Annotated in this window: 22 protein-coding genes; 11 read left to right on the top strand and 11 right to left on the bottom strand. The window is 72.9% G+C overall.

Annotation, left to right across the window (positions count from 1 at the left end):
• Nucleotides 1-154: 154 nt before the first annotated feature.
• The gene (locus VFV89_RS02465) at nucleotides 155-1,063 is read right to left on the bottom strand and encodes a cation diffusion facilitator family transporter (protein ID WP_329704310.1); all 909 of its coding nucleotides are present in this window, start codon (nucleotides 1,061-1,063) and stop codon (nucleotides 155-157) included.
• A 97-nt stretch (nucleotides 1,064-1,160) separates the two neighbouring features.
• Here VFV89_RS02465 and VFV89_RS02470 point away from each other — a divergent pair, with 97 nt between their 5' ends.
• Entirely contained in the window at nucleotides 1,161-2,048 is an 888-nt protein-coding gene (locus tag VFV89_RS02470; protein WP_329704311.1) for an SGNH/GDSL hydrolase family protein, read from the top strand.
• On the opposite strand, the gene VFV89_RS02475 is transcribed toward VFV89_RS02470, so the two are convergent.
• Both VFV89_RS02475 and VFV89_RS02480 read right to left on the bottom strand, forming a co-directional pair.
• Nucleotides 2,049-3,557, bottom strand: a complete 1,509-nt coding sequence (locus VFV89_RS02475; RefSeq protein WP_329704312.1) for an amidohydrolase — start codon at nucleotides 3,555-3,557, stop codon at nucleotides 2,049-2,051.
• 86 nt (nucleotides 3,558-3,643) lie between these two features.
• The gene (locus VFV89_RS02480; RefSeq protein WP_329704313.1) at nucleotides 3,644-5,158 is read right to left on the bottom strand and encodes a DHA2 family efflux MFS transporter permease subunit; all 1,515 of its coding nucleotides are present in this window, start codon (nucleotides 5,156-5,158) and stop codon (nucleotides 3,644-3,646) included.
• 91 nt (nucleotides 5,159-5,249) lie between these two features.
• Here VFV89_RS02480 and VFV89_RS02485 point away from each other — a divergent pair, with 91 nt between their 5' ends.
• The gene (locus VFV89_RS02485; RefSeq protein WP_329704314.1) at nucleotides 5,250-5,939 is read left to right on the top strand and encodes a hypothetical protein; all 690 of its coding nucleotides are present in this window, start codon (nucleotides 5,250-5,252) and stop codon (nucleotides 5,937-5,939) included.
• Nucleotides 5,940-5,948: 9 nt separating this feature from the next.
• Here the strand turns inward: VFV89_RS02485 and VFV89_RS02490 are convergent, their stop codons facing one another.
• Both VFV89_RS02490 and VFV89_RS02495 read right to left on the bottom strand, forming a co-directional pair.
• Nucleotides 5,949-7,421: a serine/threonine-protein kinase gene (locus tag VFV89_RS02490; protein ID WP_329704341.1), complete on the bottom strand. Its 1,473-nt coding sequence runs from the start codon at nucleotides 7,419-7,421 to the stop codon at nucleotides 5,949-5,951.
• A 24-nt stretch (nucleotides 7,422-7,445) separates the two neighbouring features.
• Nucleotides 7,446-8,759: an FAD-dependent oxidoreductase gene (locus VFV89_RS02495; RefSeq protein ID WP_329704315.1), complete on the bottom strand. Its 1,314-nt coding sequence runs from the start codon at nucleotides 8,757-8,759 to the stop codon at nucleotides 7,446-7,448.
• A gap of 317 nt (nucleotides 8,760-9,076) precedes the next feature.
• On the opposite strand from VFV89_RS02495, the gene VFV89_RS02500 reads away from it, so the two are divergent.
• From VFV89_RS02500 to VFV89_RS02510, 3 genes are all read left to right on the top strand, one after another.
• Nucleotides 9,077-9,643, top strand: coding sequence for an RNA polymerase sigma factor (locus VFV89_RS02500; protein WP_329704316.1), 567 nt, complete (start codon nucleotides 9,077-9,079; stop codon nucleotides 9,641-9,643).
• Nucleotides 9,640-11,133 carry a M1 family metallopeptidase gene (locus VFV89_RS02505; protein WP_329704317.1) on the top strand — a complete coding sequence of 498 codons (1,494 nt, stop codon included), beginning with the start codon at nucleotides 9,640-9,642 and terminating at the stop codon, nucleotides 11,131-11,133. Before VFV89_RS02500 ends, VFV89_RS02505 begins: the two co-directional genes overlap by 4 nt.
• Nucleotides 11,134-11,223: 90 nt before the next feature.
• A complete protein-coding gene (locus VFV89_RS02510; RefSeq protein WP_329704318.1) occupies nucleotides 11,224-12,207 on the top strand; it encodes an NAD-dependent epimerase/dehydratase family protein in 984 nt (327 codons plus the stop codon).
• A 158-nt stretch (nucleotides 12,208-12,365) separates the two neighbouring features.
• Here the strand turns inward: VFV89_RS02510 and VFV89_RS02515 are convergent, their stop codons facing one another.
• Nucleotides 12,366-12,920 (bottom strand): nitroreductase family protein, encoded by a 555-nt coding sequence (locus VFV89_RS02515; protein ID WP_329704319.1) that lies wholly within the window; start codon nucleotides 12,918-12,920, stop codon nucleotides 12,366-12,368.
• Between the two features lie 117 nt (nucleotides 12,921-13,037).
• Here VFV89_RS02515 and VFV89_RS02520 point away from each other — a divergent pair, with 117 nt between their 5' ends.
• From VFV89_RS02520 to VFV89_RS02540, 5 genes are all read left to right on the top strand, one after another.
• Nucleotides 13,038-13,841, top strand: coding sequence for an SDR family oxidoreductase (locus tag VFV89_RS02520; protein ID WP_329704320.1), 804 nt, complete (start codon nucleotides 13,038-13,040; stop codon nucleotides 13,839-13,841).
• 635 nt (nucleotides 13,842-14,476) lie between these two features.
• Nucleotides 14,477-15,751, top strand: coding sequence for an ArgE/DapE family deacylase (locus VFV89_RS02525; protein WP_329704321.1), 1,275 nt, complete (start codon nucleotides 14,477-14,479; stop codon nucleotides 15,749-15,751).
• Between the two features lie 33 nt (nucleotides 15,752-15,784).
• Nucleotides 15,785-16,222 carry an AraC family transcriptional regulator gene (locus tag VFV89_RS02530; RefSeq protein ID WP_329704322.1) on the top strand — a complete coding sequence of 146 codons (438 nt, stop codon included), beginning with the start codon at nucleotides 15,785-15,787 and terminating at the stop codon, nucleotides 16,220-16,222.
• A 39-nt stretch (nucleotides 16,223-16,261) separates the two neighbouring features.
• Complete coding sequence (locus VFV89_RS02535) at nucleotides 16,262-16,543, top strand: DUF4287 domain-containing protein (protein ID WP_329704323.1); 282 nt, start codon at nucleotides 16,262-16,264, stop codon at nucleotides 16,541-16,543.
• Nucleotides 16,544-16,552: 9 nt separating this feature from the next.
• Nucleotides 16,553-16,963, top strand: coding sequence for a VOC family protein (locus VFV89_RS02540; RefSeq protein WP_329704324.1), 411 nt, complete (start codon nucleotides 16,553-16,555; stop codon nucleotides 16,961-16,963).
• A gap of 3 nt (nucleotides 16,964-16,966) precedes the next feature.
• On the opposite strand, the gene VFV89_RS02545 is transcribed toward VFV89_RS02540, so the two are convergent.
• On the bottom strand, nucleotides 16,967-18,316 hold the full coding sequence (locus VFV89_RS02545; protein ID WP_329704325.1) for a serine/threonine-protein kinase: 1,350 nt from the start codon (nucleotides 18,314-18,316) through the stop codon (nucleotides 16,967-16,969).
• Between the two features lie 137 nt (nucleotides 18,317-18,453).
• Here VFV89_RS02545 and VFV89_RS02550 point away from each other — a divergent pair, with 137 nt between their 5' ends.
• On the top strand, nucleotides 18,454-18,900 hold the full coding sequence (locus tag VFV89_RS02550) for a hypothetical protein (RefSeq protein ID WP_329704326.1): 447 nt from the start codon (nucleotides 18,454-18,456) through the stop codon (nucleotides 18,898-18,900).
• A 2-nt stretch (nucleotides 18,901-18,902) separates the two neighbouring features.
• Here the strand turns inward: VFV89_RS02550 and VFV89_RS02555 are convergent, their stop codons facing one another.
• The 4 genes from VFV89_RS02555 to VFV89_RS02570 all read right to left on the bottom strand — a co-directional run bounded on the left by VFV89_RS02555 (nucleotide 18,903) and on the right by VFV89_RS02570 (nucleotide 22,900).
• Nucleotides 18,903-20,339, bottom strand: a complete 1,437-nt coding sequence (locus VFV89_RS02555; RefSeq protein WP_329704327.1) for a dihydrolipoamide acetyltransferase family protein — start codon at nucleotides 20,337-20,339, stop codon at nucleotides 18,903-18,905.
• A gap of 13 nt (nucleotides 20,340-20,352) precedes the next feature.
• On the bottom strand, nucleotides 20,353-21,333 hold the full coding sequence (locus VFV89_RS02560; RefSeq protein WP_329704328.1) for an alpha-ketoacid dehydrogenase subunit beta: 981 nt from the start codon (nucleotides 21,331-21,333) through the stop codon (nucleotides 20,353-20,355).
• Nucleotides 21,333-22,502, bottom strand: coding sequence for a pyruvate dehydrogenase (acetyl-transferring) E1 component subunit alpha (gene pdhA, locus VFV89_RS02565; RefSeq protein WP_414690341.1), 1,170 nt, complete (start codon nucleotides 22,500-22,502; stop codon nucleotides 21,333-21,335). The genes VFV89_RS02560 and pdhA overlap by 1 nt, the downstream gene beginning before the upstream one ends.
• A 155-nt stretch (nucleotides 22,503-22,657) precedes the next feature.
• Nucleotides 22,658-22,900, bottom strand: coding sequence for a formate dehydrogenase subunit delta (locus tag VFV89_RS02570; protein ID WP_329704329.1), 243 nt, complete (start codon nucleotides 22,898-22,900; stop codon nucleotides 22,658-22,660).
• Between the last annotated feature and the right edge of the window lie 2 nt (nucleotides 22,901-22,902).

Here is a 22,902-nt window from a genome sequence, read left to right on the forward strand (position 1 = left end):
GCGGACCGGGGTCGAGGTGCTCGTCACATTTGTTAGGAAACCTCACTTACTTATTCGGTGTCAAGGGGTGCGCCCCTGAGAAGGAACGTAACTTTGCTTTACCTTCCGGGCCGACGGCCCGGGAAGGACAAGTAGCTTTCCTTTACCTTCGGGCTCAGACCGTGAGCGAGGCGTCCGCCGGCAACGACAGCGTCAGCACGGCGTCCTCGATGAGGTCGTCCCGTTCCACGTCGGCCTCGACCCGGCGCAGCCGGACGGCGAGGTCGGGCTCGCGATCGTCGCCGGTGAGGTCGACGGCGGCCACGACGAAGAGCCGCTGCGGCCCGACGTACTCCAGGTGGACATAGGTGACCCGGGCCACGTAGGGGTGCTCGAGGATCCGCTGGAGAACGGCGGCGCGGAGCTCTGCGCTGTCGCCCTCACCGAGCAGGTACTGCATGTTGCGGCGCATCAGGAAGATCGCGACGGCAGCCAGCAGCACCCCCACCGCGATCGACCCGAGGGCGTCGTACTCGTGCCGGCCGGTGAGCTGGTGCAGGCCGATGCCGGCGCCGGCGAGCACGAGGCCGATCAGCGCCGCCGAGTCCTCGAAGAAGACCGCGCGCAGGGTCGAGTCCGACGTGCGCGCGACGAACCGCAGCGGGTGCAGCCCGAACCGCGTCGCCTTGCCCCGCACCTGCCGCGACGCCTGGACGAACGACACGCCCTCGAACAGCGCCGCCAGGCCGAGCACGATGTAGTTGGCGGTGTACGCCGCGCGGCCCGGTTCGGCCATGAGCTCGGTGATCCCGTGCCAGACCGAGACCACCGCGCCCGCCGAGAACAGCCCGAACGCCGCCACCAGCGACCAGATGTAGGTGGACCGGCCGTAGCCGCGCGGATGCGCCGCGTCTCGGGGCCGCTTGCCCCTTCGCTCGGCCAACAGCAGGAACACCTCGTTGCCGGTGTCCGACCAGGAGTGCGCGGCCTCGGCGACCATCGCCGCCGACCCGGTGACGGCGGCGGCCACCGACTTCGCAATCGCCAGGAGCCCGTTCGCGACGAGCGCGACGAGGACCGTCACGAGCGAAGAGTCCATCGCCTGTCCGGCGGAGTGTCGGGCCACGCTGTCAGGTACCCGCACAGACCGGACAGCCGCGGCGGACGGCTAGCGTCGGCGGGTGCGGTGGCGGGCGAGGCGGGCGAGGTGGCTGGCCCCCGTTCTGGTCGCGCTCGTCCTCGCGGGCGCCGGGTGCGGCGACGGCGACGACGGCGACGCGCCCCCGATCGGCTCGTACGTCGCGATCGGCGACTCCTACACCACGGGCACGGGTGCGGGCCCACTGGTGGACGACGCCGGCGGAACGGCCTGCGGCCAGGTCGGCACCAGCTATCCGCGACTGGTCGCCGAGGCCCTCGGCGCGGAGCTGACCGACGCCAGCTGCGCCGGCGCGCGGACGTCGGATGCCACCGGGGAGCAGACGACCGGCTCCGGCGCGCACTGGCCGCCCCAGCTCGACCGGGTCTCGAAGGGCACGGACCTCGTGACCGTCGGGCTCGGCTACAACGACCTCGGCTTCTTCAGCCAGCTCACCGTCGGGTGCGCGGCCGCCGCCGGCTCTGACCCGACGGGCACGCCGTGCGCCGAGCGCAACCGGGCGCAGGGCGTCGACCCGGGCTCCATGGCCGACCAGGTCGGCGACCATCTGCGCGACCTGCTGGACCAGGTGCACCAGCGGGCGCCAGATGCCCGAGTGCTGCTCGTGGGTTACCCGCAGCTGGTCCCCCCCGAGGGCACCTGCCCGGAGCTGCCGCTGGCCGCCGGTGACTACCCCTACGTCCGCGAGCGGTTCGCGCACCTCGACGACGCCATGCGCGCCGCCGCGTCCGACACCGGGAGCACGTTCGTCGACGTGTACGACGCCAGCAGCGGTCACGACATCTGCGCCGGGGCGGGCGCGTGGGTCGACGGCTACCCGGCCAGCACTCGGGCGGCGGCGTACCACCCGTTCGCGGTCGAGCACCGGGCCGTCGCCGACCTGATCCTGGCGGAGTTCGACCAGGACTGATCAGAGAGCGTCGTGAACGACCCTGCCGCCCACGGCGGTCAGCGCCACCCTCATCGAGCGCAGGGCGGCTCCGGCCGCGGCCGAGTCGGCGTGCGGCGCCAGCGGGTCGGCATCGAGGAGGACGAGGTCGCCGGGCGAGCCGACGCCGACCGTGGGCTGGCCGTCGACCGACGCGGCCAGCGCCTCGGCCGGAGTGAGCGCCTGCTCGCCGTGCCACGGCTCCCGCTCGTCGTCGCTGCGATGCACGGCAGCCGCGATCGCCAGCCAGGGGTCGAGCGGCGAGACCGGGGCGTCGGATCCCAGGGCCAGCTCGACGCCGTCCTCGCACATCCACCGGAAGGCGAAGCAGCGCTCGGCCCGGTCCGGCCAGACCAGCTCGGTGATGTCCCGGTCGTCGAGGAGGTGGGCCGGCTGCACACTTGCCCGGATGCCGAGCTCGGCCATCCGGTGCACGTCGTCGCGGCCGACCACCTGCGCGTGCTCGATCGAGCCGTGCGCACCGGTGGTGGCGTACGCCGCCAGCGCCTCGGCCACGGCGGCGTCACCGATGGCGTGGGTGGCGACCTCGAGGCCGCCCGCGTGCGCGCGCGCCAGCAGGTCGCGCAGCTCCTGGCCGGAGAGGTTGGGCTGGCCGGCGGGGTGCTCGAGCCGGTGCGCGTCGGCGTAGGGCTCGCAGCACCAGGCGGTGCGGGTGTTGAGCGAGCCGTCGCTGATGATCTTGAGCGGGCCTATCGTGATCCGCTCGTCGCAGCCGGGCAGCGGGTCGCCGGTGTGGAGCCCGGCCTCGAGCACCTCGTCGAGGGTGTCGGCGTAGGCCGCCCACCGGATCCGGAGGACGTCGCAGCCCTGCGACCAGCGCTCGGCCCACTCCTGCCCGCGTGCGCCGAACTCGAAGTCGACCATCCCGACGATGCCGCGGGCCGCCGCGGCGTCGAGCGTGCGCCGGAACGCCGCGGGCGACGTCCCGTCGCTGCCGGCCAGGGTGACCAGGCGCGGGTAGGCCGCGAACCACTCGTTCTCGCGCACCACCGAGTCGCGCACCGGCATGCCCAGGTGCAGCAGTGCGGTGGTGTTGAGCCAGGCGTTGTGGGCGTCCCCGGCGATCAGTACCACGGGGGTCTCGCCCGTCACCGCGTCGAGCTCGGACACCGTGACGTCGCGGTCCCAGCCGCCGGGGCGGTGGCCCCAGCCGATGACGGGTACGCCGGGCCGCGCTGCCAGCCGCTCGGCCACCACGGCCAGGACCTGCTCCGGCGAGCGCGCCGGCGCCAGGTCGAGCCGCTGCGAGGCGAGCGTCCACTGGGTGAAGTGCACGTGCTGGTCCCAGAGCCCCGGCGCGCACCAGCGGCCATCGGCGTCGTACTCCTCCACGCCCGGGCGGGGATCGAGGTACGACGCAACCGTGGTGACGATGCCGCTCTCGACGAGCACGTCGACCGGGTGCTGCGGCGGAGAGGCCGCCGGTCCGATGGGGACCAGACGCGTACGCCGGATCATCAGACTGGCCACCGCGACACGGTAGCGACCCTCAGCCGAACCGCACCCGTCGCCGTCGGTCCGGCTGGCCGGCCGACGTCCGGGAACCGCGCTGCAGCTCAGGCGGCGCAGGGCTCCAGGCAGTCGCACTCGTCGTCGTCACCGTGAACAGCGGCCTCGGCGGCCCCGGCGGCCTCGGCAGGCATCCCCATCGGCTGCGGGCGGAGGAAGACGCCGCCGACGACCGCGGCCAGGGCGGCGGCGACCGCGCCGACCGCGAATGCGACCTGGAGTCCACCGTGCAGCGCCTCGACCGCCGAGGAGCCGGATGCCGCGAGCGACGCGGTGCGCGAGTCGGAGACGGCCACCAGCACGGCCAGGCCGAGCGCGCCGCCCATCATGAACGAGGTGTTCACCACGCCGGAGGCCAGGCCGGCCTCGTGCGGCTCGACGTCGCCCATCGCGGCCAGCAGGACCGGGTTGAAGGCGATGCCGGCGCCGATGCCGAGCAGGACCATCGAGGGGAGCACGTCGGTGACGAAGCTGCCGTCGACCGGGGCCAGGGCGAACAGCCCCAGCGACGCGGCGGCCAGGGCCAGGCCGACGGTCAGCGGCGGGCGGATCCCGAAGGTCATGACCAGCCGGTCGGAGACCTTCAGCGAGCAGACCATCATCACCAGGCTCGTCGGGACGAAGGCCAGGCCGACCTCGAGCGCGGAGTAGCCGAGGACCTGCTGGAGGTAGAGCGCGGCCAGGAAGAACCAGGCGAACATCGCCGCGGCCCACAGCACGCCGACGGCCTGAGAGACCGACACGTTGCGGAGCCTGAACAGCCGCAGCGGGACCAGCGGCGCGGCCGCCTTGGTCTCCCACACCACGAACGCGACGAACAGGGCGGCGGCGCTCGCCAGCAGGCCGACCGTACGGGCCGAGGTCCACCCGGCCTCGTTGCCGCCGACCACGGCGTAGACGGCGATCATCAGCGCGGCGGTCACCAGCACGGCGCCGGGCACGTCGAGCCTCGTCGAGCCGGGCACGACGTCGTCGGCCGGGAGCACGCCGCGGGCGGCGATCACGACGGCCAGCCCGACGGGCACGTTCACCAGGAAGATCCAGTGCCACGACAGTGCGCCGGTCAGCACACCACCGAGCAGGACGCCGACCGCTCCGCCACCGGACATCACGAAGCCGAAGACGCCCATCGCCTTCGCGCGCTCACCGGGCTCGCTGAACAGCCCCATGATCAGGGCCAGCGCGACGGCGGAGACGCTCGCGCCGGCGAGCCCCTGGACCGCGCGGCCGACCACGAGGAACGACGCGCTGGGAGCGAGGCCGCACACGGCGGAGGCGATCGTGAACGAGACGACACCACCGAGGAAGACCCGTTTGGTGCCGAGCAGGTCACCGAGCCGGCCGGACAGGAGCAGGAACCCGCCGAAGGTGAGCAGGTAGGCGTTCACCACCCAGGCCAGCGAGGCCTGGGAGAAGCCGAGGTCGGTGCGGATCGAGGGCAGCGCGACGTTCACGATGCTCTGGTCGAGCACGATCATCAGGTCGCCCAGGCAGAGCACGTAGAGGGCGAGCCAGCGCTTCTGGCCGGTCATCGCGGTGTCGGCGGTGGTGGAGGTGTTCATGTCATCTCCACGAACGGGGGTGGGCACATTCGACAGACCACGCGAACTTTCCCGATTCATCGGTGGGAGATCACTGGTTAGGGTCGGGCGCATGTGGTGGCGCGCGCTCGGGGTGGCCGTCGTGCTGCTCTGCGTGGGCGTGGCCGGCGGGTACGCCGTCGCAGACCGCAACCAGGAGGAGGCGGCGTCCAGCACCACGCTGGAGCCGATCCCCGGGGTCTCACCCGCCGTACCGACGCCCGTGGTGCCGAGCTACGCGCCCGACCCCGACGACCCCCCGCTGACGACGTCGGGGCTGGTCGCCGAGCCGGTGAAGCTGCGGCTCAACCCCGACGGTGCCGGGGTCAAGGCCGACATCCCTGTCGGGTGGCGGGAGAACCGGCCGGAGGACACGAACTTCTGGAACTTCGTCGACCCGGACGCCTCGCAGGGCACCTACGTGCTGCGGGTGACCCTCTGGCGCCCGGCGAACGTCTCGATCGCGGCCGCCATGGCCCAGCGGATCGCGGCCCTCGAGGACGCCGAGACGCATGGGGGGCTCAGCGACTTCCACGTGACCGCCCAGTCCGACGACACGATGGAGGCGACCTACGTCGACGGCGGCCACCTGCGGTTCACCACCGAGCGGTGGGTCAGCTTCGACGGCTCGACGGCGTACGCGTCGGTCGCGGTGACCGGTCGCGAGGTCGACCGGCCCGGGCTCGGCGACCTGCTCAGCCGGACCGTCACCTCGTTGCGGGAGCTCCCGCCGAAGCCGCCGGGTGGCAACGACCAGGGCTAGCCGGCAGCGCTACAGGCCGTGGGTCTCGACGTCGTCGAGGACGCCGTTGGCGGTCGCCCGGTCGTCGCTGCGGATCTGCACCCACATCAGCGTGTTGGTGCTGACCTGGACGATCCGTTCGACCAGCACGGTGCCGCCGGGGCAGTCGGAATAGACGACGGTCATCGAGGCGTCACCGTCCCGGGTGTCGTCGACCGTCCGCCCCGCCGAGTCGCACTCCGGGTGCTGTGGCACCGCGTCCGGCAGGTCGGTCGCGCTCAACAGCCCGAGGAAGACGCCTTCGTCCGACCCCTTCGCCGCCCAGTCCGGGCTGGTTCCGACCGAGAGCGCCGGCATCTGCGTGTCGGTCCCGGGCGGGGTCCAGCCGTCGAGAGCGTCGGCCCGGTCCCAGCTCGACGGAACGGTGACCGACAAGGTGCCGGTGCTGTCGAAGACGGTGCGCTCGGACGGGCGCCGTTCGTGCTGCACGGCGTACCCCGCTGTCGCACCCACGACCAGCGCGAGCAGGCCGACCACGGACAGGATCGCGAGGCGGCGGCCGCGGCGGCGGGGCAGGGTCGGCTCGGGGAGTGCGCCGTGGTCGGGCGGGAGCGTCGGGCGGGGGCCGGGCTGGGTCAGCTCCGGGTCGCGCTCGAGCCACGGCTGCGTGGGCGCGCCGGACGTCGACGGACCGAGCGCACGGTCCAGCGCACGCACGAACTCGGTGACGCTCGAGTAGCGGTCCTCGCGGCTCCGGGCGAGCCCGCGCCGCAGGACCTGGTCGACCTCGGGCGGGAAGGGACGCTCGGGTGTCGAGGCCGGTGGGAGCTCGGCGGGGTGCATGGCGTCGGAGAGCGAGGCGTGCGCGAACGGCGGCCGGCCGGTGAGCAGCAGGTAGGCCAGCGCGGCCAGGGAGTACTGGTCGGCGCGTGCGTCCGGGGCCTGCGCGGAGGCCTGCTCCGGGGCGATGTAGGTGGGTGTGCCGGCGATCATCGTCAGCCGCGACGACATGTCGAGCGCCTTGCCGAGTCCGAGGTCGCCGACCATCGCCCGGACGGTCTGCCCGGTGGGGCCGTCGACGCTCCGGAAGAGCACGTTGGCCGGCTTGATGTCGCGGTGCAGGATGTCGCGGTCGTGCAGGGCCTGGAGCCCGGCTCCGACCTGGCGGACCACCTCCATCGCCTGGGCGACGGTGAGCCCGTCGACCTCGAGCCGGTCGGCCAGCGTGCCCTGGTCGGCGTAGGACATGACCAGGTAGGGACGGCCGTCGTCGAGCTCGCCCGCGTCGTAGACGCTGACCACGTTCGGTGACTCCACCTTGCGCAGGTAGCGCCCCTCCTCGACGAACCGCTGCCGGATCTGGTGGTCCTCGCTCCAGTTGTCGGCCAGCACCTTCACGGCCACCGGCGAGTCGAGCTGCTCGTCGTAGGCCAGCCACACCGTGGCGAACCCACCGGAGCCGATCCGCCGACGCACGGCGTAGCGGCCGAGGCGGGCGGGCATGGGCACGCCCCACATCCTGTCCGATCAGGTGGCCGCGGAAACGATCCGGGCCAGCTCGTCGCGGGTCGGGCCCTCGTCGTACGCCGGCCGCCAGCCGGTCTCGTACACCCGCCGCGCGGCGCCCTGCAGGACGTCGAGCGAGTCCGGTCCGGCGTCCATGGAGAGGTAGGACTGCATCGCGCGGGCGATCCCGGAGTCCTGCGACGCCGCTGCCAGCACGAGGTCGGAGGGCAGTGGCTGGTCGAGATCCAGCTCGGCACCACCCCACCTGGCCAGCCGGGTCGCGTCCATGGCGATGTGGTCGCGCACCCACGGGGCGATCGTCTCCGCGCACCACTCGTCGAAGGAGTCGCGCAGCGTGTCGAGGTCGTCGTTCCCGTCGATTCCCGCCAGCAGCCGCTCGGCCTGCATCAGCGCCATGGTCACGCCGCGGCCGAAGTTCGGGGTCGTGGTGGCCACCGAGTCGCCGACGGCGACCAGGCCGCTCAGCAGCGGCCGTCCGTCACGTCGGCGCTGGCCCCGGTAGTGGTTGAGCAGGCTGCCGCCCGGGAACACCGGCGCGACCGGCTCGGACCGCTCGGGGTCGGTCCAGGCCGCGAGCCCGGCGATCGCAACACATGCGGCGTCGTACGCCGCGTCGTGGCGCAGCCCCTTGAGCTCGGCGTCGTGGCTCTGCCTCATGATCACGGTGGAGAACACGCCGGCCTCGTGCGGGAAGACGAGGACCTGGTAGCCGTCGAAGTCGCCCTGCCAGGCGATCGGGCCGCTGAGCGGCCCGGGCTCGGCGCCGGGGCGGAGCCGGTAGACGCGGTCGACGTAGGCGATCCCGCAGTCGCCGCCGAACCCCTCGCGCTCGCCGAGCTCCTTGGTGACCGGGCTCGAGCGGCCGGACGCGTCGATCACGAGCTCGGCCGGGACGGGCTCGCCGTCGACGTCCAGCCCGATGGCTACGCCGTCGACCTGGCGCACGCCCCGCACGTGCCCGCGCCGCAGCACCAGGCCCGGCTCCGCGGCGACGACGTCGCGCAACGCCTGCTCGAAGGTCGGCCGCTGCGAGCGGACGCCGGCGAGCTCGGTCGAGCCGGGCGCGGACACGGGCTCGGCGCCGAGCGCGAGCCAGCGCGCCCATGCCTCGGGCAGCTCGCGCTTCAGCGCGCCGGCCACCGGCGCCCGGAACGCGTGCGCGTGGTGGAACTGCATCACGCCCTTGCGCGGCCAGCTGCCGTCCGGCTCCGGGCCGCCGTCGCGGTCGACGATCGTCACGGCGTGGCCGCGACGCTGCAGCGCGGCGCCGAGGAACAGGCCGGTCGGCCCCGCCCCGATGATCGCCACACGCACCGACCACACGCTTCCGCTGCGGCCCGCTGCTCGTCCATGGCCCGGTCGGGGGATCGTCACCCGCCGATCGAGCCTGTCGAGATCACCGCCACCAAGGCACCCGAGCGAGCCCCCAGCCCGGCCTGCGGGCATCTCGACAAGCTCGATGAGCGGTGGTTCAAGTGAGGCGAAAGTGCCGCGAGAACGTCCCGTGGACGGCCGTTTCGCGTCACTCGACGGCGGACGGCGGGGAAGCGGTGGATATCGGTTCGGTTGCGATCCGGCCGGTGGTCACCAGGGAGGCATTACATTCGCCATCGCTGGGGAGGGTGGAGGAAATGACCGAGGCAGCAGCCACACCGGACGAGATCGACGACCTGGCGCGCCGCGCCCAGGACGGCGACCGCGATGCGCTGGAGCTGCTCCTCGCCGCGATCCGGCCCCGCACGCTCAACGTCTGCCGCGGCGTGCTGCCCTTCACCCCCGACGCCGAGGACGCCTGCCAGGACGCGTTGATCAAGGTGGCCGAGAAGATCGGCACCTGGAACCGGCGCGGCCGGTTCACCACCTGGCTGCACGTCGTGGCGGTGAACACGGCCCGGTCGACGTACCGCCGGATGAAGAACCAGGCCGTCGCCGCCGACCCCACCGAGTCGCAGGCGATGCAGCGGCCCGACCCCCGCACGACCAGCGTCATCGCCGGCACCCGGCTCGACCTGCTCGAGGCGATGGAGGCGCTGGAGCGGGACCACCCGCAGTTCGTGGAGCCGCTGCTGCTGCGTGATGTCTACGGGCTGCCCTACGAGGAGATCGCGCAGATCGTCGACGCCCCGCTCGGGACGATCAAGGCGCAGATCCACCACGGTCGCAGGCTGGTGCGGCCGATGCTCGCGGAGAGCCAGTGAGGCTCCCGAGGAGACTCGGCGCCCTCCTCCTCACCACTGCGCTCGGCTGCGGCCTGCTCACCGCGTGCAACGACGACTCATCGGGCGACGCCGCCCAGCCGGCCGGCAGCCCGACGCCCGCCAGGGACGTGTCGCTGCCCGACGAGACCAAGGCTCCCCCGGACCCCGACGACCCGGCCCTCGACCCGGCGCTGAGCAGGCCGGTGGAGGACTCGCTCTACCCGGACGTGGGCGACCCGAGCGTCGACGCGCTCCGCTACGACCTCGACCTCGCCTGGTCACCGGACAGCCGCACGCTCGACGGCGACGCGATCATCGAGCTGCGCTCCACCGAGTCAGGTGACCACCTGCAGCTCGACCTCGGCGAGCCGCTGGAGGTCAGCTCGGTGACGCTGGACGGCGCCGAGGTGGAGTTCCAGCACGTCGGCAAGGACCTCGTGGTCGAGGCGCCGGTGACCAAGGACGAGCGCTACGTGCTCGACGTCGCCTACTCCGGCACCCCCCAGCCGACGCCGGCACCGACCAACCGCACCGACTTCAGCACCACCGGCTGGACCATCACCCCCGACGGTGAGACGTGGACGATGCAGGAGCCGTACGGCGCGTTCACGTGGTACCCGGTCAACGACCAGCCGTCCGACAAGGCCTACTACGACTTCACCCTGACCGTGCCCTCGCCCTGGATCGGCATCGCCAACGGCGTGATGACGGCCCAGAAGGAGTACGGCGGGCTGACCACCACCGCGTGGCACCTGTCCAAGCCCGCGTCGTCGTACGTCGTCACCGTCGCGATGGGCGACTACACCCGCACCACCAACACGACGCAGAGCGGTCTCGAGATCTCCTACTGGGTGCCGAGCGACCGGCCCGAGCTCGCCAGCGGCCTCCAGGCCGCGGCCGCCGGGCTGGACTGGCTCAAGAATCTGCTCGGGCCCTATCCGTTCGACAGCCTCGGCTTCCTGCTCAACGACTCGCGCAGCGGCATGGAGACCCAGACGATGATCTCGCTGGGCGCGACCGACTACACGACGTCGACCGCCGTGCTGGTGCACGAGATGGCGCACCAGTGGTACGGCGACGAGGTGACGCCCCAGGACTGGCGCGACGTGTGGATGAACGAGGGCATGGCGATGTACCTCCAGGGCTGCTGGGAGGCCGCGGCGGACGGGCGCACCGTGGACGCGGTGATGGACCACTACGCAGAGCTCGAGCGGAAGGCGCGCGCCGCGGCCGGCCCGCCGGCGGCGTACGACCCGCAGCAGTTCGGCCAGGGCAACATCTACTACGGCCCGGCGCTGATGTGGCACGAGCTGCGCAAGAAGATCGGCGACGACGCATTCTGGAAGCTGGTGCGCGCCTGGCCGGCCCGCGCCCCCGAGACCAACGCGACCTACGACGAGTACCTCGACTGGCTGGTGAACCGGACCCACGTCCACCGCTCGTTCTTCGACTCCTGGCTCCTCGACCCCACCACGCCACCCCGATCCTGACACCGAGTAGCGCCGACTCGACGTTCTGCTGTGCGCTGATCGGGGCGCCGAAAGGTTGTGCGGGGGGCAGGCGGCGTGTGGGGTGGGCGCATGCGACTGCTGGTGCTGGGCGGGACGGTCTTCTTGTCGAGGGCGGTGGCGGCCGAGGCGGTGGCGCGCGGCCACGAGGTGACGTGCGCCGCGCGGGGGAGGTCAGGGTCGGCGCCCGACGGCGCGCGGCTGGTGAGCGTGGACCGCAGCGAGCCGCTGCCACCGGACCTCGGTGACTACGACGCAGTGGTCGACGTCGCGCGGCTGCCCTCGTGGGTGCGCAGGGCGGTGGCGGCGTATCCGTCGGCGCACTGGGTGTTCGTCTCGACGGTCAACGTCTACGCCGACGACGCGACTCCCGGCGGTACGCCGGCGACCCTCCCCCTCGTCGAGCCGATGGAGGAGGACGGCGACCTCGAGACCGACCCGGAGGCCTACGGCCGGATGAAGGTGGCCTGCGAGCGGATCGTGCTCGACGGCGCGGCCTCCGCGATGGTGATCCGGCCCGGGCTCATCGTGGGACCCGGCGATCCGACCGGCCGGTTCACCTACTGGCCCAGGCGGCTGGCCGCCGGTGGCGAGGTGCTCGCCCCCGGCGATCCGGCGGACGCGATGCAGGTCGCCGACGTCCGTGACCTCGCGGCCTGGGCGGTCACCGCGTGCGAGCAGCGCACCACCGGCGTCTACGACGGCGTCGGCGAGCCGATGCCGCTCTCGCAGCTGCTCGAGCAGTGCTCCCAGGGCGTCGAGTCGGAGGTCACCTGGACCTGGGTGGACCAGGAGTTCCTCAAGGCGCAGGAGGTCGAGCCCTGGATGGGTCCGGGCGCGATCCCGCTCTGGCTGCCGCGCCCGGAGTACGACGGCCTGCCGGCCCACGACGTACGCCCCTCCCTCGACGCCGGGCTGACGATCAGGCCCCTGGCCGAGACCACCCGCGACACCCTGGCCTGGCTGGAGGCGACACCCGACGCGAAGGTCACCGGCATCGACCTCGACCGCGAGAAGGAGCTGCTGGGGGCCTGGCACGCCCGCACGCCGGGATAGTCCGTGACGAAGTGGTCGGCCGAACACCGTTCTCCACAACCATTTCGTCACGGACTACCCCCCGGTGAGCACCGAGGCGAGGCTCGCGGCGGCCCGGTCGGCACCACCGCGGCGGATGGGGCGTCGGGCACCGAGCTCGCGCCGAGCACGGCCCGATCCTAGAGCGCTACGGGCGTGCCGAACCTGGCTGCGAACGCGAGCTCGGAGAGCGGCCGGCGGGTCCGCTCGGCCAGCTCGGACTCGACGGCCAGGCCGACGGCGAGGCCGGTGGTGACCCGCCAGTGCCGCGGTACGGCGGCCAGCTCGGCCAGGCCGTCGTGGTCGAAGGCCGCGAACTGGTGGACCCCGAGCCCGAGCGCGCCGGCCTGCACGGTCAGGTGGGCGACGGCCTGGCCCAGGTCGTACTGCGCGTAGTCGGAGTAGCCCAGCGCGTCGTCCTCGGGACCGCTCGCGACCTGGTTGAGCGTGAAGACCAGGGCCGAGGCGGCCGGCGCCCAGCGGCGCACCGACGGCGCGAGCAGCTCCACGAAGGCCCGGTGCGCCTCGTCGCCTCGCCGGCCGACGAGGAACGCCCACGGCTGGGAGTTGCCGGCGGACGGAGACCACCGCGCCGCCTCGAGCAGCACGGCCAGCTCGTCGTCGGCCAGCACGTGGGTCTCGTCGTAGGCGCGGATGCTGCGCCGGTCACGCAGCAGCGGCAGGAGCTCGGCCATGTGCGGTCAACCCGCCTCGCCACCGGGATAGTCCCAGACCTTCCCAACCGCCCGAGGCGAGACTTTCGTTGGAAACGTCTGGGACTATCCCAGGGGAGACGCCGAGGCGGGAGCCAGATGAGCAGGACCTACGTCGTGAGCGGGGCCGCCTCCGGCATCGGGGCCGCGACCGCCGCGTTGTTGCGCGACCAGGGTGACCGGGTGGTCACCGTCGACCTCCACGACGCGGACGTGATCGCCGACCTGTCGACGCCGGACGGGCGGGAGGCCGCGGTGTCCGGCGTACGGGCGCTGACCGACACGGTCCACGGCATCGTCCCGGCCGCCGGGATCGGCGGCTTCACCGGCACCGACCCGGCGCTGGTCGTCTCGGTGAACTTCTTCGGTGCCGTGGCGCTGGTCGAGGGGCTTCGCGAGCCCATGGTCGACGCCAGTGGCGCGGCGGTCGTCCTGCTCGCGTCGAACTCCATCACCGGCCAGCCCGGCTGGGCAGGGGAAGTCGCCGTGGCCTGCCTGCGCGGCGACGAGGAGGCCGCCCGCGCGGCCGCGGCGGGGCACGAGGCGGTGATGGTCTACCCCGCCACCAAGGCGGCGCTCGCCTGGTGGGCGCGGCGGGTCGGGGTCACCGACCAGTGGGCCGGGGCGGGCATCCGGCTCAACTCCGTCGCGCCCGGCAAGATCGCCACCGCGATGACCGAACAGCTCGCCGCCGATCCGGTCTTCGGCCCGCTGTCCGGGGCCTACCCGACGGCACTCGGCCGCGACGGCCGGCCCGAGGAGGTGGCTGCTCCGATCGCGTTCCTCCTCTCCGACGCGGCGTCCCTGGTCGTGGGATCCGTGCTGTACGTCGACGGCGGCACCGACGCGATCCTGCACCCGCTCGCCCCGGAGGGCTGGGAGGTCGGCCCCCTCGAGGTCTGAGCCTCGCGGCGGGCGGGGCGACGGTGGCTGAGGTGCGAAGGCGTTCTGCGCCTGAGCCTCGAAGCCTCCACAGGGCAGCCACCTGCTGGCGGGTCGGCACGGTGGCTGAGGTGTGAGGCCGTTCACGGCCGAACCTCGAAGCCGCGGCAAGGTAGGCACCTGCTGGCGGACCGCTGGTCGAGCCTGTCGAGACCTCCGCAGCCTGGGCACGCGGGTGGGTCCCAGCCCCGGGTCACCTGGCTTCGAGGCTCGGCGCTGGGGCGCCTCGCACCTCAGCCACCGTGAAGGCTCGGCGCTGGGGCGCCTTGCACCTCAGCCACCATGACCCGCACCGCTGGTCGAGCCTGTCGAGACCTCCGCAGCGATCGCGCTCGGGGTGGGTCCCAGCCCCGGCTCACCTGGCTTCGAGGCTCGGCGCTGGGGCGCCTCGCACCTCAGCCACCGTTACCGCACCGCTGGTCGAGCCTGTCGAGACCTCCCCAGCCCCCGGACACACGGGGTGAGTCCAGCACCGGCCGCCGTCCCGAAGAGATACCCCAGCGGTCGGGGGGCCGGACCGGGTGGCAGCCAACCACCCCCGCGTTGACCCGAGCGGGCCATGGGCGAGGGTGGCCAGGAGTCCCTATCGTGCCTGCGTGCCGTTCCGCGACCTCTCCGACCTCGAGCTGAAGGCACTCGCCTTCGTCGACGAGCGCGAGCTCGTTCGCGACCTGGTCGGGCTGGTCAGCGTGCCGTCGGTCAGCGGCTCGCAGGCCGAGAGCGAGATCCAGCACCTGCTGGCCAAGCAGCTCGGCTTCCTGGACCTGGCCCTCGACCTCTGGCCGCTCGACCTGGCCGAGCTGACCGCCGACCCCGGCTTCCCGGGCTGCGAGGTCGAGCGCACGGACTCGTGGGGACTGGTCGCCGCCACCTCCGACGTCAATGACGAGGCGGGCCTGGTCCTGCAGGGCCACGTGGACGTCGTCCCGCCCGGCGACCCGACCCGGTGGTCCGGTGACCCGTTCGTGCCGCGCGTCGGCCGCCGTCGCGTGCACGGCCGCGGCACGGTCGACATGAAGGCCGGCGTGATCGCCAACATCGCCGCCGTCCGCGCCGTCCGGGAGGCCGGGATCCCGCTGTCGAGGCCGGTCGCACTGCACCTCGTGGTCGGCGAGGAGGACGGCGGCCTCGGGGCGTTCGCCACGCTGCGACGCGGCCACCGGGGCGCGGCCTGCGTCATCACCGAGCCGACCGGCGGGGCGATCGTGACCGCGAACGCCGGCGCCCTCACCTTCGAGGTGGTCGTCCCCGGCCTGGCCACGCACGGGAGCACGGCGTACGCCGGCGTGAACGCCTTCGACGCCTTCCTGCCGGTCCACCGCGCGCTGGCCCAGCTGCAGCTGCGCCGCAACGCGCACGTCGACCCGCTGATGGCCGAGTACCCCGTCGCCTACCCGCTCTCGATCGGCCGGGTCACCTGTGGCGACTGGGCGAGCAGCGTTCCCGACCGGCTGGTGGCCGAGGGCCGGCTCGGCGTCGCCCTCGATGAGGACCCGGCCGACGCACGCGCCGCCTTCGAGGAGGCGGTCGCGGAGGCCGTCGCCGCGGACCCGTGGCTGCGCGACCACGCACCGGCGGTCTCGTGGACCGGGGGCCAGTTCGCCAGCGGCAGGTACGACGGCGACGGCGACGCGCTGCTCCAGACCGTGGCCGCGGCCGACGCCGATGTGACGAGCGGACCGCGTCCGCGTGTGCACGGTGCGCCGTACGGCAGCGACCTGCGGCTCTACGCCGGTGCCGGGATCCCCACGCTCCACTACGGCCCGGGCGACGTACGCCTCGCGCACGGCCCGGACGAGTCGGTCGCGGTCGACGAGCTGGTGACGGTGACCGAGGCATTGGTCCTGACGATCCTGCGGACCTGCACCTGACCCTGACCCTGACCCTCGGGCAGGATCGAGGCCGTGAGCCGCGAGGTCGAGCAGCAGAACCGCCGGATGCTGCGGGCCCGCGACGCGATGGACCGGCAGTACGCCGACCCGCTCGACATCCCGGCGCTGGCGCGCATCGCGCACGTGTCCGAGGCGCACTTCATCCGCACCTTCCGGGCGACCTTCGGCGAGACCCCGCACCGCTACCTGCAGCGGCGCCGGGTCGAGCGCGCGATGGCCCTGCTCGTCTCGACCGACCGCTCGGTCACCGACATCTGCATGTCAGTGGGCTTCTCGAGCCTGGGCACGTTCAGCCGCACGTTCCGCGACATCGTGGGCGAGTCCCCGAAGGACTACCGCGCCGCGCACCCCGTGGTCGCAAGGGTGCCAACGCACTTCTCGATGGCCTGGACCCGGCCCAGCGACATGTCGAGCAGTTTCGGAGAAGGAGAGCGGCCCGGACCTCAATAGCGTCGTTCCCACGACCGGCACCGCACCAAGGAGAACGACATGAGCTACCAGGCCTATCTCGACGCCGTCGAGCACAAGACCGGGAAGACGCCTGCAGCGCTGCTGGCCGAAGCCGCCGAGCGCGGCTTCACACCGACCACCCGGGCCGCCGAGGTGGTCACGTGGCTGAAGGACGACTACGACCTCGGCCGCGGCCACGCGATGGCGCTCTACGGCGTGCTGAAGAACGGCGCGACCATCGCCGACAAGCACGTGCAGAGCGGCGGCACCCACTCCGACCCGTCCGCCGAGCTGCGGCTCGACGGCATCGACAACCGCTAGGAGAAACCAGTGTTCACCAACATCAACGTGTCCCAGATCTTCGTGCTCGACCAGGACGAGGCGCTCGACTTCTACGTCGGCAAGCTCGGCCTCGAGGTGCACACCGACGTCGACCTCGGCTTCATGCGCTGGCTGACGGTCAACGTGCCCGGCCACCCCGACCGGGAGATCCTCCTCGAGCGGCCTGGCCCGCCGTCGATGGACGAGGCCACCGCGGCCCAGGTCCGCGAGCTGGTCAGCAAGGGGGTCATGGGCGGCTGGGTCGGCTTCGTCACCGACGACTGCCGCAAGACCTACGACGAGCTGGCCGCCCGGGGCGTGGAGTTCACCGACGGCCCCAACGAGCAGCCCTACGGCGTCGACGCCGGCATCCGCGACCCGTTCGGCAACAAGCTGAGGTTCGTGCAGCCGGCCCGGTGACGATCAGGACGTGGCGCAGCTGAACGTCGCCTCGGTGAGGGCGTCCTTCACCTCGGGGTGCGTGGCCAGGTCGAGGTCGTGGAAGGTCAGCGCCGCGTCGAACATCCCGATGTCGACGAGGTCCTGGAGCCCGACCTTCTCGATCGTGCCCCGGGCCACGCACTCCGCCTGCTGCTGGCTGATGCCGAGCTGGGAGGCGAACGCCGCGGCCATGCTCGTCACCGCCTTGTCCTCGTCACCCGACGGCGGGGTGGTGGCAGGAGCCGCGGGCGGGCTGGTGGCCGGTGCCGTCGAGGTGGCGGTGGGCGACCTCGTCGCGGTGTCCGCGTCGTCCCCGCCGTCGTTGCCGAGGAACGCGAAGCCGGCGACCACGACCGCCGCCACCGCGACCATGGCCAGCAGGACCAGCGCGAGCCGCCGCGCGCGACCGGCTCGCGGAGGCGGCGCTGCCGGTGGTGCTGCCGGTGGTGCTGCCGGTGGTGCGGCCGGTGGCGTCGCCGGTGCGGGCACCGGCCCACGCAGGGCGTGCAGCCGGTCGCGGACCGCGGCCGCCGACGCCGGGCGATCGTCGGGGTCCTTGGCCATGGTCCGGCGCAGCACGTCGTTGAGCTGACCGGCCAGCGGCGTCAGCTCGTCGGCAAGCTGCGGGACCGGCTGGGAGCGGTGCGCGGTCACGATCTCGAACTCCGAGGTGCCGGCGTACGGCGCCCGTCCGGTCAGCGTCGCCCACAGCAGGCAGCCGAGCGAGTAGACGTCGGAGGCCACCCCGGGCCGGCCTCCCGTGTGCAGCTCGGGCGCCATGTAGCTCGGCGTGCCGACCGTCGCGTGCGACGTGCGGGTGTGCTCGCCGTCGACCTGGCGCGCGATCCCGAAGTCGGCGAGGAAGGCGGTCCAGCCGCCGTCGTCGCGGCGGCGCAGCAGCACGTTGGCGGGCTTGATGTCGCGGTGCACGAGCCCGGCCGCGTGCGCGTCGGCCAGCCCCTCCGCCACCTGTGCGACCAGGTCGATCGCCACCGGCACCGGCGGCGCGCCGTGGGCCGAGAGCATCGAGCGCAGGTCGCCGTCGGGCACCCGCTGGGTCGCGATCCACAGCCGCCCGTCGTCCTCGCCGTGGGCGTAGACCTGCACGACGTGCCGCGAGTCCAGCGAGGCCTGCGCCTGCGCCTCCCGGGTGAAGCGCTCCCTGAACCCGGCGTCCTCCGCGAGCTCGGAGACGATGACCTTGAGGGCCACCGGCCGGTCGAGCCGCTCGTCGAGGGCCTCGAAGACCACGCCCATGCCGCCGCCACCGAGCCGCCGCCCGACCCGGAAGTGGCCGATGGTCTCCCCCGGCCGGGGGTAGCCGTACGTCATGTGACCGCTATACCCGGGCACGTCTCAGCGGAACCACGACCGCGCATCACGCGGTCACCCCCAGCGGGTGATCCAGCACCGTGCGGCACCCCGGCAGGGTCGAGAGCGACAGGCGGCCCGACACGGAGGTGGGTGCCATGCGCGCGATGCTGACGTGGCCTGTCGACGTGGTGCTCGCGGTGGTCGTCCTCGGCGCGGTCGTCGCCGTCCCGCTGGTGCTGCGCGGCCGGCGCCGCGCCGCCTGGCGCCGGCAGCTCGCGGAGGCGGAGGGTGACCTCGCCTGGCTGGCCCACGACCTCCTGCCCGGGCTGCGTCGGGCCCGCTCCCGCGAGGAGGTCGCCGGCGCCTGGGCGGTGGGGTCACCCCGCGTCGTCGCAGCGGAGGACCGGCTCACGGCGCTGGCGTCCACGGCGTACGACGACCGCACCCGCGAGCGCACCCGGGCCCTCCGCGACGCCTCCCGGCGGGTCCGGCAGCGGATGCAGGAGCTCGTCGCGCCACGTCCGCACGACACCTGGGTCCTCGACCTGGACGGGGTGATGGCCGACCTCGACGCGGCACTCGGCCCGCCGCGGGCCGCCTGACCCTAGAACAGCAGCGACGACGCCGGGTCCTCGACGATGCCGGCCACGTCGGCGAGGAACCGGGAGCCGGACTCGCCGTCGATGTGCCGGTGGTCGAAGCTCAGGGCGAGCGTGGTGACGTGGCGGACGACGATGCTGTCCTCGCCGTTGGTGTCCACGACCCACGGCTGCTTCCTGATCGCGCCGAACGCGAGGATCGCGGACTCGCCCGGGTTGATGATCGGGGTGCCGGAGTCGACACCGAAGACGCCCACGTTGGTGATCGTGAACGTCCCGCCGCTCATCTCGGCCGGCTGGGTCTTCCCCTCGCGGGCGACCGCGACCAGCTCGCCGAGCGCCTGCGCCAGCTCGAGCAGCGAGAGGTCCTGGGCGTCCTTGATGTTCGGGACGACCAGGCCACGCGGCGTGGCCGCGGCGATGCCGAGGTTGACGTAGTGCTTGAGCACCACCTGCTGGGCCTGCTCGTCCCAGAACGAGTTGACGACGGGAGTGCGCCGCATCGCGAGCATGCACGCGCGGGCCAGCACCAGCAGCGGCGAGACCTTGACGTCGCGGAACTCGCGACGGGTCCTCAGCCGCTCGACGAACTCGACGGTGCGGGTTGCGTCGACGGTCACCCACTCGGTCACGTGCGGCGCCGTGAACGCCGACTGCACCATGGCGCCGGCCATCATCCTGCGGACGCCCTTGATCTCCTCGCGGGTCTCCCGCTCCCCGCTGGTCGAGCCTGTCGGGACCACCGCAGCGGGGGCGGCTTCGGAGGTGGAGCCGGCCGCGCGTTGGACGTCCTCGCGCGAGATGGTGCCGTTGGGCCCGGTCGCCTCGAGGGTGGCCAGGTCGACGCCGAGGTCCTTGGCCAGCTTGCGCACCGGCGGCTTGGCGAGCACCCGGATCGTCGCGGCCTCGCGCGGCTCGATGACCGGCGAGCGCGCCGGGACGGCGTCGTCGGGCTCGCCCGCCTCGACCATCGGTGAGGCGACGGACTCGAAGGCGGCCTGGGTCTGCATGTGGGTGGCCACGGCGCCGGAAGGGACCTTGCGCGGGCGCCGGGTCGGGCCGCGGTCGGCCTTCATCCGGCCCACGAGCGACTCGCCCTCGCCCGAACCGGACGCGGCGGGGTTGGACAGGTCGATCTCCAGCTCCGGCGCCGGCTGGGCCGGCGCCGCGGCCGCGGGTGCGTCGGCCGCCTCGGCCGGCGGGGCCGCGTCGTCGCCGATCGCGATGATCGGCGTCCCGACCGCGATGGTCTCGCCCTCGGGGGCCAGGATCGCCGAGACGACGCCCGCGAACGGCGAGGGCAGCTCGACGATCGACTTGGCGGTCTCGATCTCGCAGACGATGTCGTTGATCGCGACGGTGTCGCCGACCTTGACCTTCCAGCTGACGATCTCGGCCTCGGTCAGGCCCTCGCCGACGTCGGGGAGGAGGTACTCAGGCACTGGTCAGATCCCCTTAGAACGACAGAGTCCGGTCGACGGCGTCGAGCACCCGGTCGAGGTCAGGCAGCCACTCCTCCTCGATCCGCGAGGCGGGGTACGGCGTGTCGAAGCCGCCGACCCGCAGGACCGGGGCCTCGAGGCTGTAGAAGCACTGCTCGGTGATCCGCGCCGCGAGCTCGGCGCCGAGGCCGAGGTTGACGTGCGCCTCGTGCACGACGACCGCCCGGCCGGTGCGGCGTACGGAGTCGAGGACCGGCCCCATGTCGAGGGGCGAGAGTGTGCGCAGGTCGATCACCTCGAGCGAGCGGCCCTCGCCGGAGGCGGCCTCGGCTGCCTTCATCGCGGTCTTCACGGTCGGGCCGTAGGCGAGCACCGTGGCGTCCTGGCCCGGGCGCACGACCCGGGACGCGAACAGCGGGTCGGGCGTGGCGTCCTCGTCGAGGTCGGCCTTGTCGGCGTGGTACTGCCGCTTCGGCTCGAGGAAGATCACCGGGTCGTCGCAGGCGATCGCCTGCTGGATCATCCAGTAGCCGTCGACCGGGTTGGAGCAGGCGACGACCTTGAGCCCCGGGGTGTGCGCGAACTGCGCCTCCGGCGACTCGCTGTGGTGCTCGACCGCACCGATGCCGCCGCCGAACGGGATCCGGATGACCATCGGCATCTTGATCCGGCCCTTGGAGCGGAAGTGGATCTTGGCCACCTGGCAGACGATCTGGTCGTAGGCCGGGTAGACGAAGCCGTCGAACTGGATCTCGACCACCGGCCGGTAGCCGCGCATGGCCATGCCGACCGCGGTGCCGACGATGCCGGACTCGGCGAGCGGGCTGTCGATGACGCGGTCCTCGCCGAAGTCCTTCTGCAGGCCGTCGGTGATGCGGAAGACGCCGCCGAGCTTGCCGACGTCCTCGCCCATGAGCAGGACCTTGGGGTCGTCCTCCATGGCCTTGCGGAGCCCCATGTTGAGCCCCTTGGCCAGCGTGATCTTCTCGCTCATCAGTGGGCTCCCTCGAACGACGCCAGGTAGTCGGCGAACTCGTCGTGCTGCTGGCGCAGCTCCTCGGTCAGCTCGGCATAGACGTTGCCGAAGATGTCGAGCGGCTTCGGGTCGGGCAGCGCCTTGACGCCGTCACGCAGCCGGGCGCCGAGCTCGTTGGCCTCGGCGGCGACGTCCTCGAAGAACGCTGCGTCGGCGAGGCCGTTGCGCTTGAGGTAGGCCTCGACCCGGGCGATCGGGTCCTTCAGCTTCCACGACTCGACGTCGTCGGAGAGCCGGTAGCGGGTCGGGTCGTCGGTCGTCGTGTGCGCACCCATGCGGTAGGTGTAGGCCTCGACGAAGGTCGGGCCCTGGCCGTCGCGGGCGCGCTGGAGCGCGGCCTGCGTCACGGCGTACGTCGCCAGCACGTCGTTGCCGTCGACCCGCACGCCGGGGAAGCCGAAGCCGAGCGCGCGCTGGTAGAGCGGGATCCGGCTCTGGCGTTCGATCGGCTCGGAGATGGCCCACTGGTTGTTCTGGCAGAAGAACACGACGGGGGCGTTGTAGGACGCGGCGAAGATGAACGACTCGTTGACGTCGCCCTGGCTGGAGGCGCCGTCACCGAAGTGGGCGAGTACGGCGGCGTCGCGCTCGGGGTCACCGGTGCCGACGGCGCCGTCGCGCTGCATGCCCATCGCGTAGCCCGTGGCGTGCAGGGTCTGGGCGCCGATGACGATCGTGTAGAGGCCGAAGTTGTAGTCCGCGGGGTTCCAGTCGCCGTGGTCGACGCCGCGGAAGAGTCCGAGGAGCTTGAGCGGGTCGAGGCCGCGGCACCAGGCGACGCCGTGCTCGCGGTAGGTCGGGAAGACGAAGTCCTGGGGCCGCAGCGCGCGGCCCGCGCCGACCTGGGCCGCCTCCTGGCCGAGCAGCTGGGCCCAGATGCCGAGCTCGCCGTGGCGCTGCAGCGCGGTCGACTCGGTGTCGATGCGCCGCACGAGGACCATGTCGCGGTAGAGGCCGCGGATCACCTCGTCCTCGGCCTGGCCCTCGGGTGGGCTGAACGAGAACTCGCTGTGCTGGACCCGTTCGCCCTCGGGCGTCAGGAGCTGGACGAGCTCGGGGCCGCCGTCCTGCTGGCTGGGTCCGAACACCTCGGCGAGGTCGGGTCCGAATGCGGGAGGTGAACTCACATTGTCTCCTCGGGGAGGTCACGGCCGGGTCGGGGTCTCCGCCACGGTGGAGGGTGTCCCGGTCGTCGCGTCGCGGGGGTGGTGCGGGCTGTGAGCCGGGTCACGATCGTGCAACGTCAGGGTATCCGGGGGCGCGGCGAGCGCCCAACCGACCCTCAGGACTGAGCGCTGGGGCCGGCCGACGCGGCATCGCCGGCGAGGAGGCCCGCGGCCTCGACGAGGAGTGGGTCGAGGGAGTCGTCGTGGGCGGCGACGAGGGCCTCGAGGTTGCGGCGCATGCGCGGGTCCCAGAACGACCGGATGTGCCGGGCGACCGCCTCGGCGGCCTCCGGGCCGGGGAGGTGCGCGAACTGACGGGCGATGTCGTTGCCCATCCGCGCCTCGGCTGCCACGTTCATGA

Origin of the sequence: Nocardioides sp., from assembly GCF_036274455.1 — a bacterium.
GTDB lineage: Bacteria > Actinomycetota > Actinomycetes > Propionibacteriales > Nocardioidaceae > Nocardioides.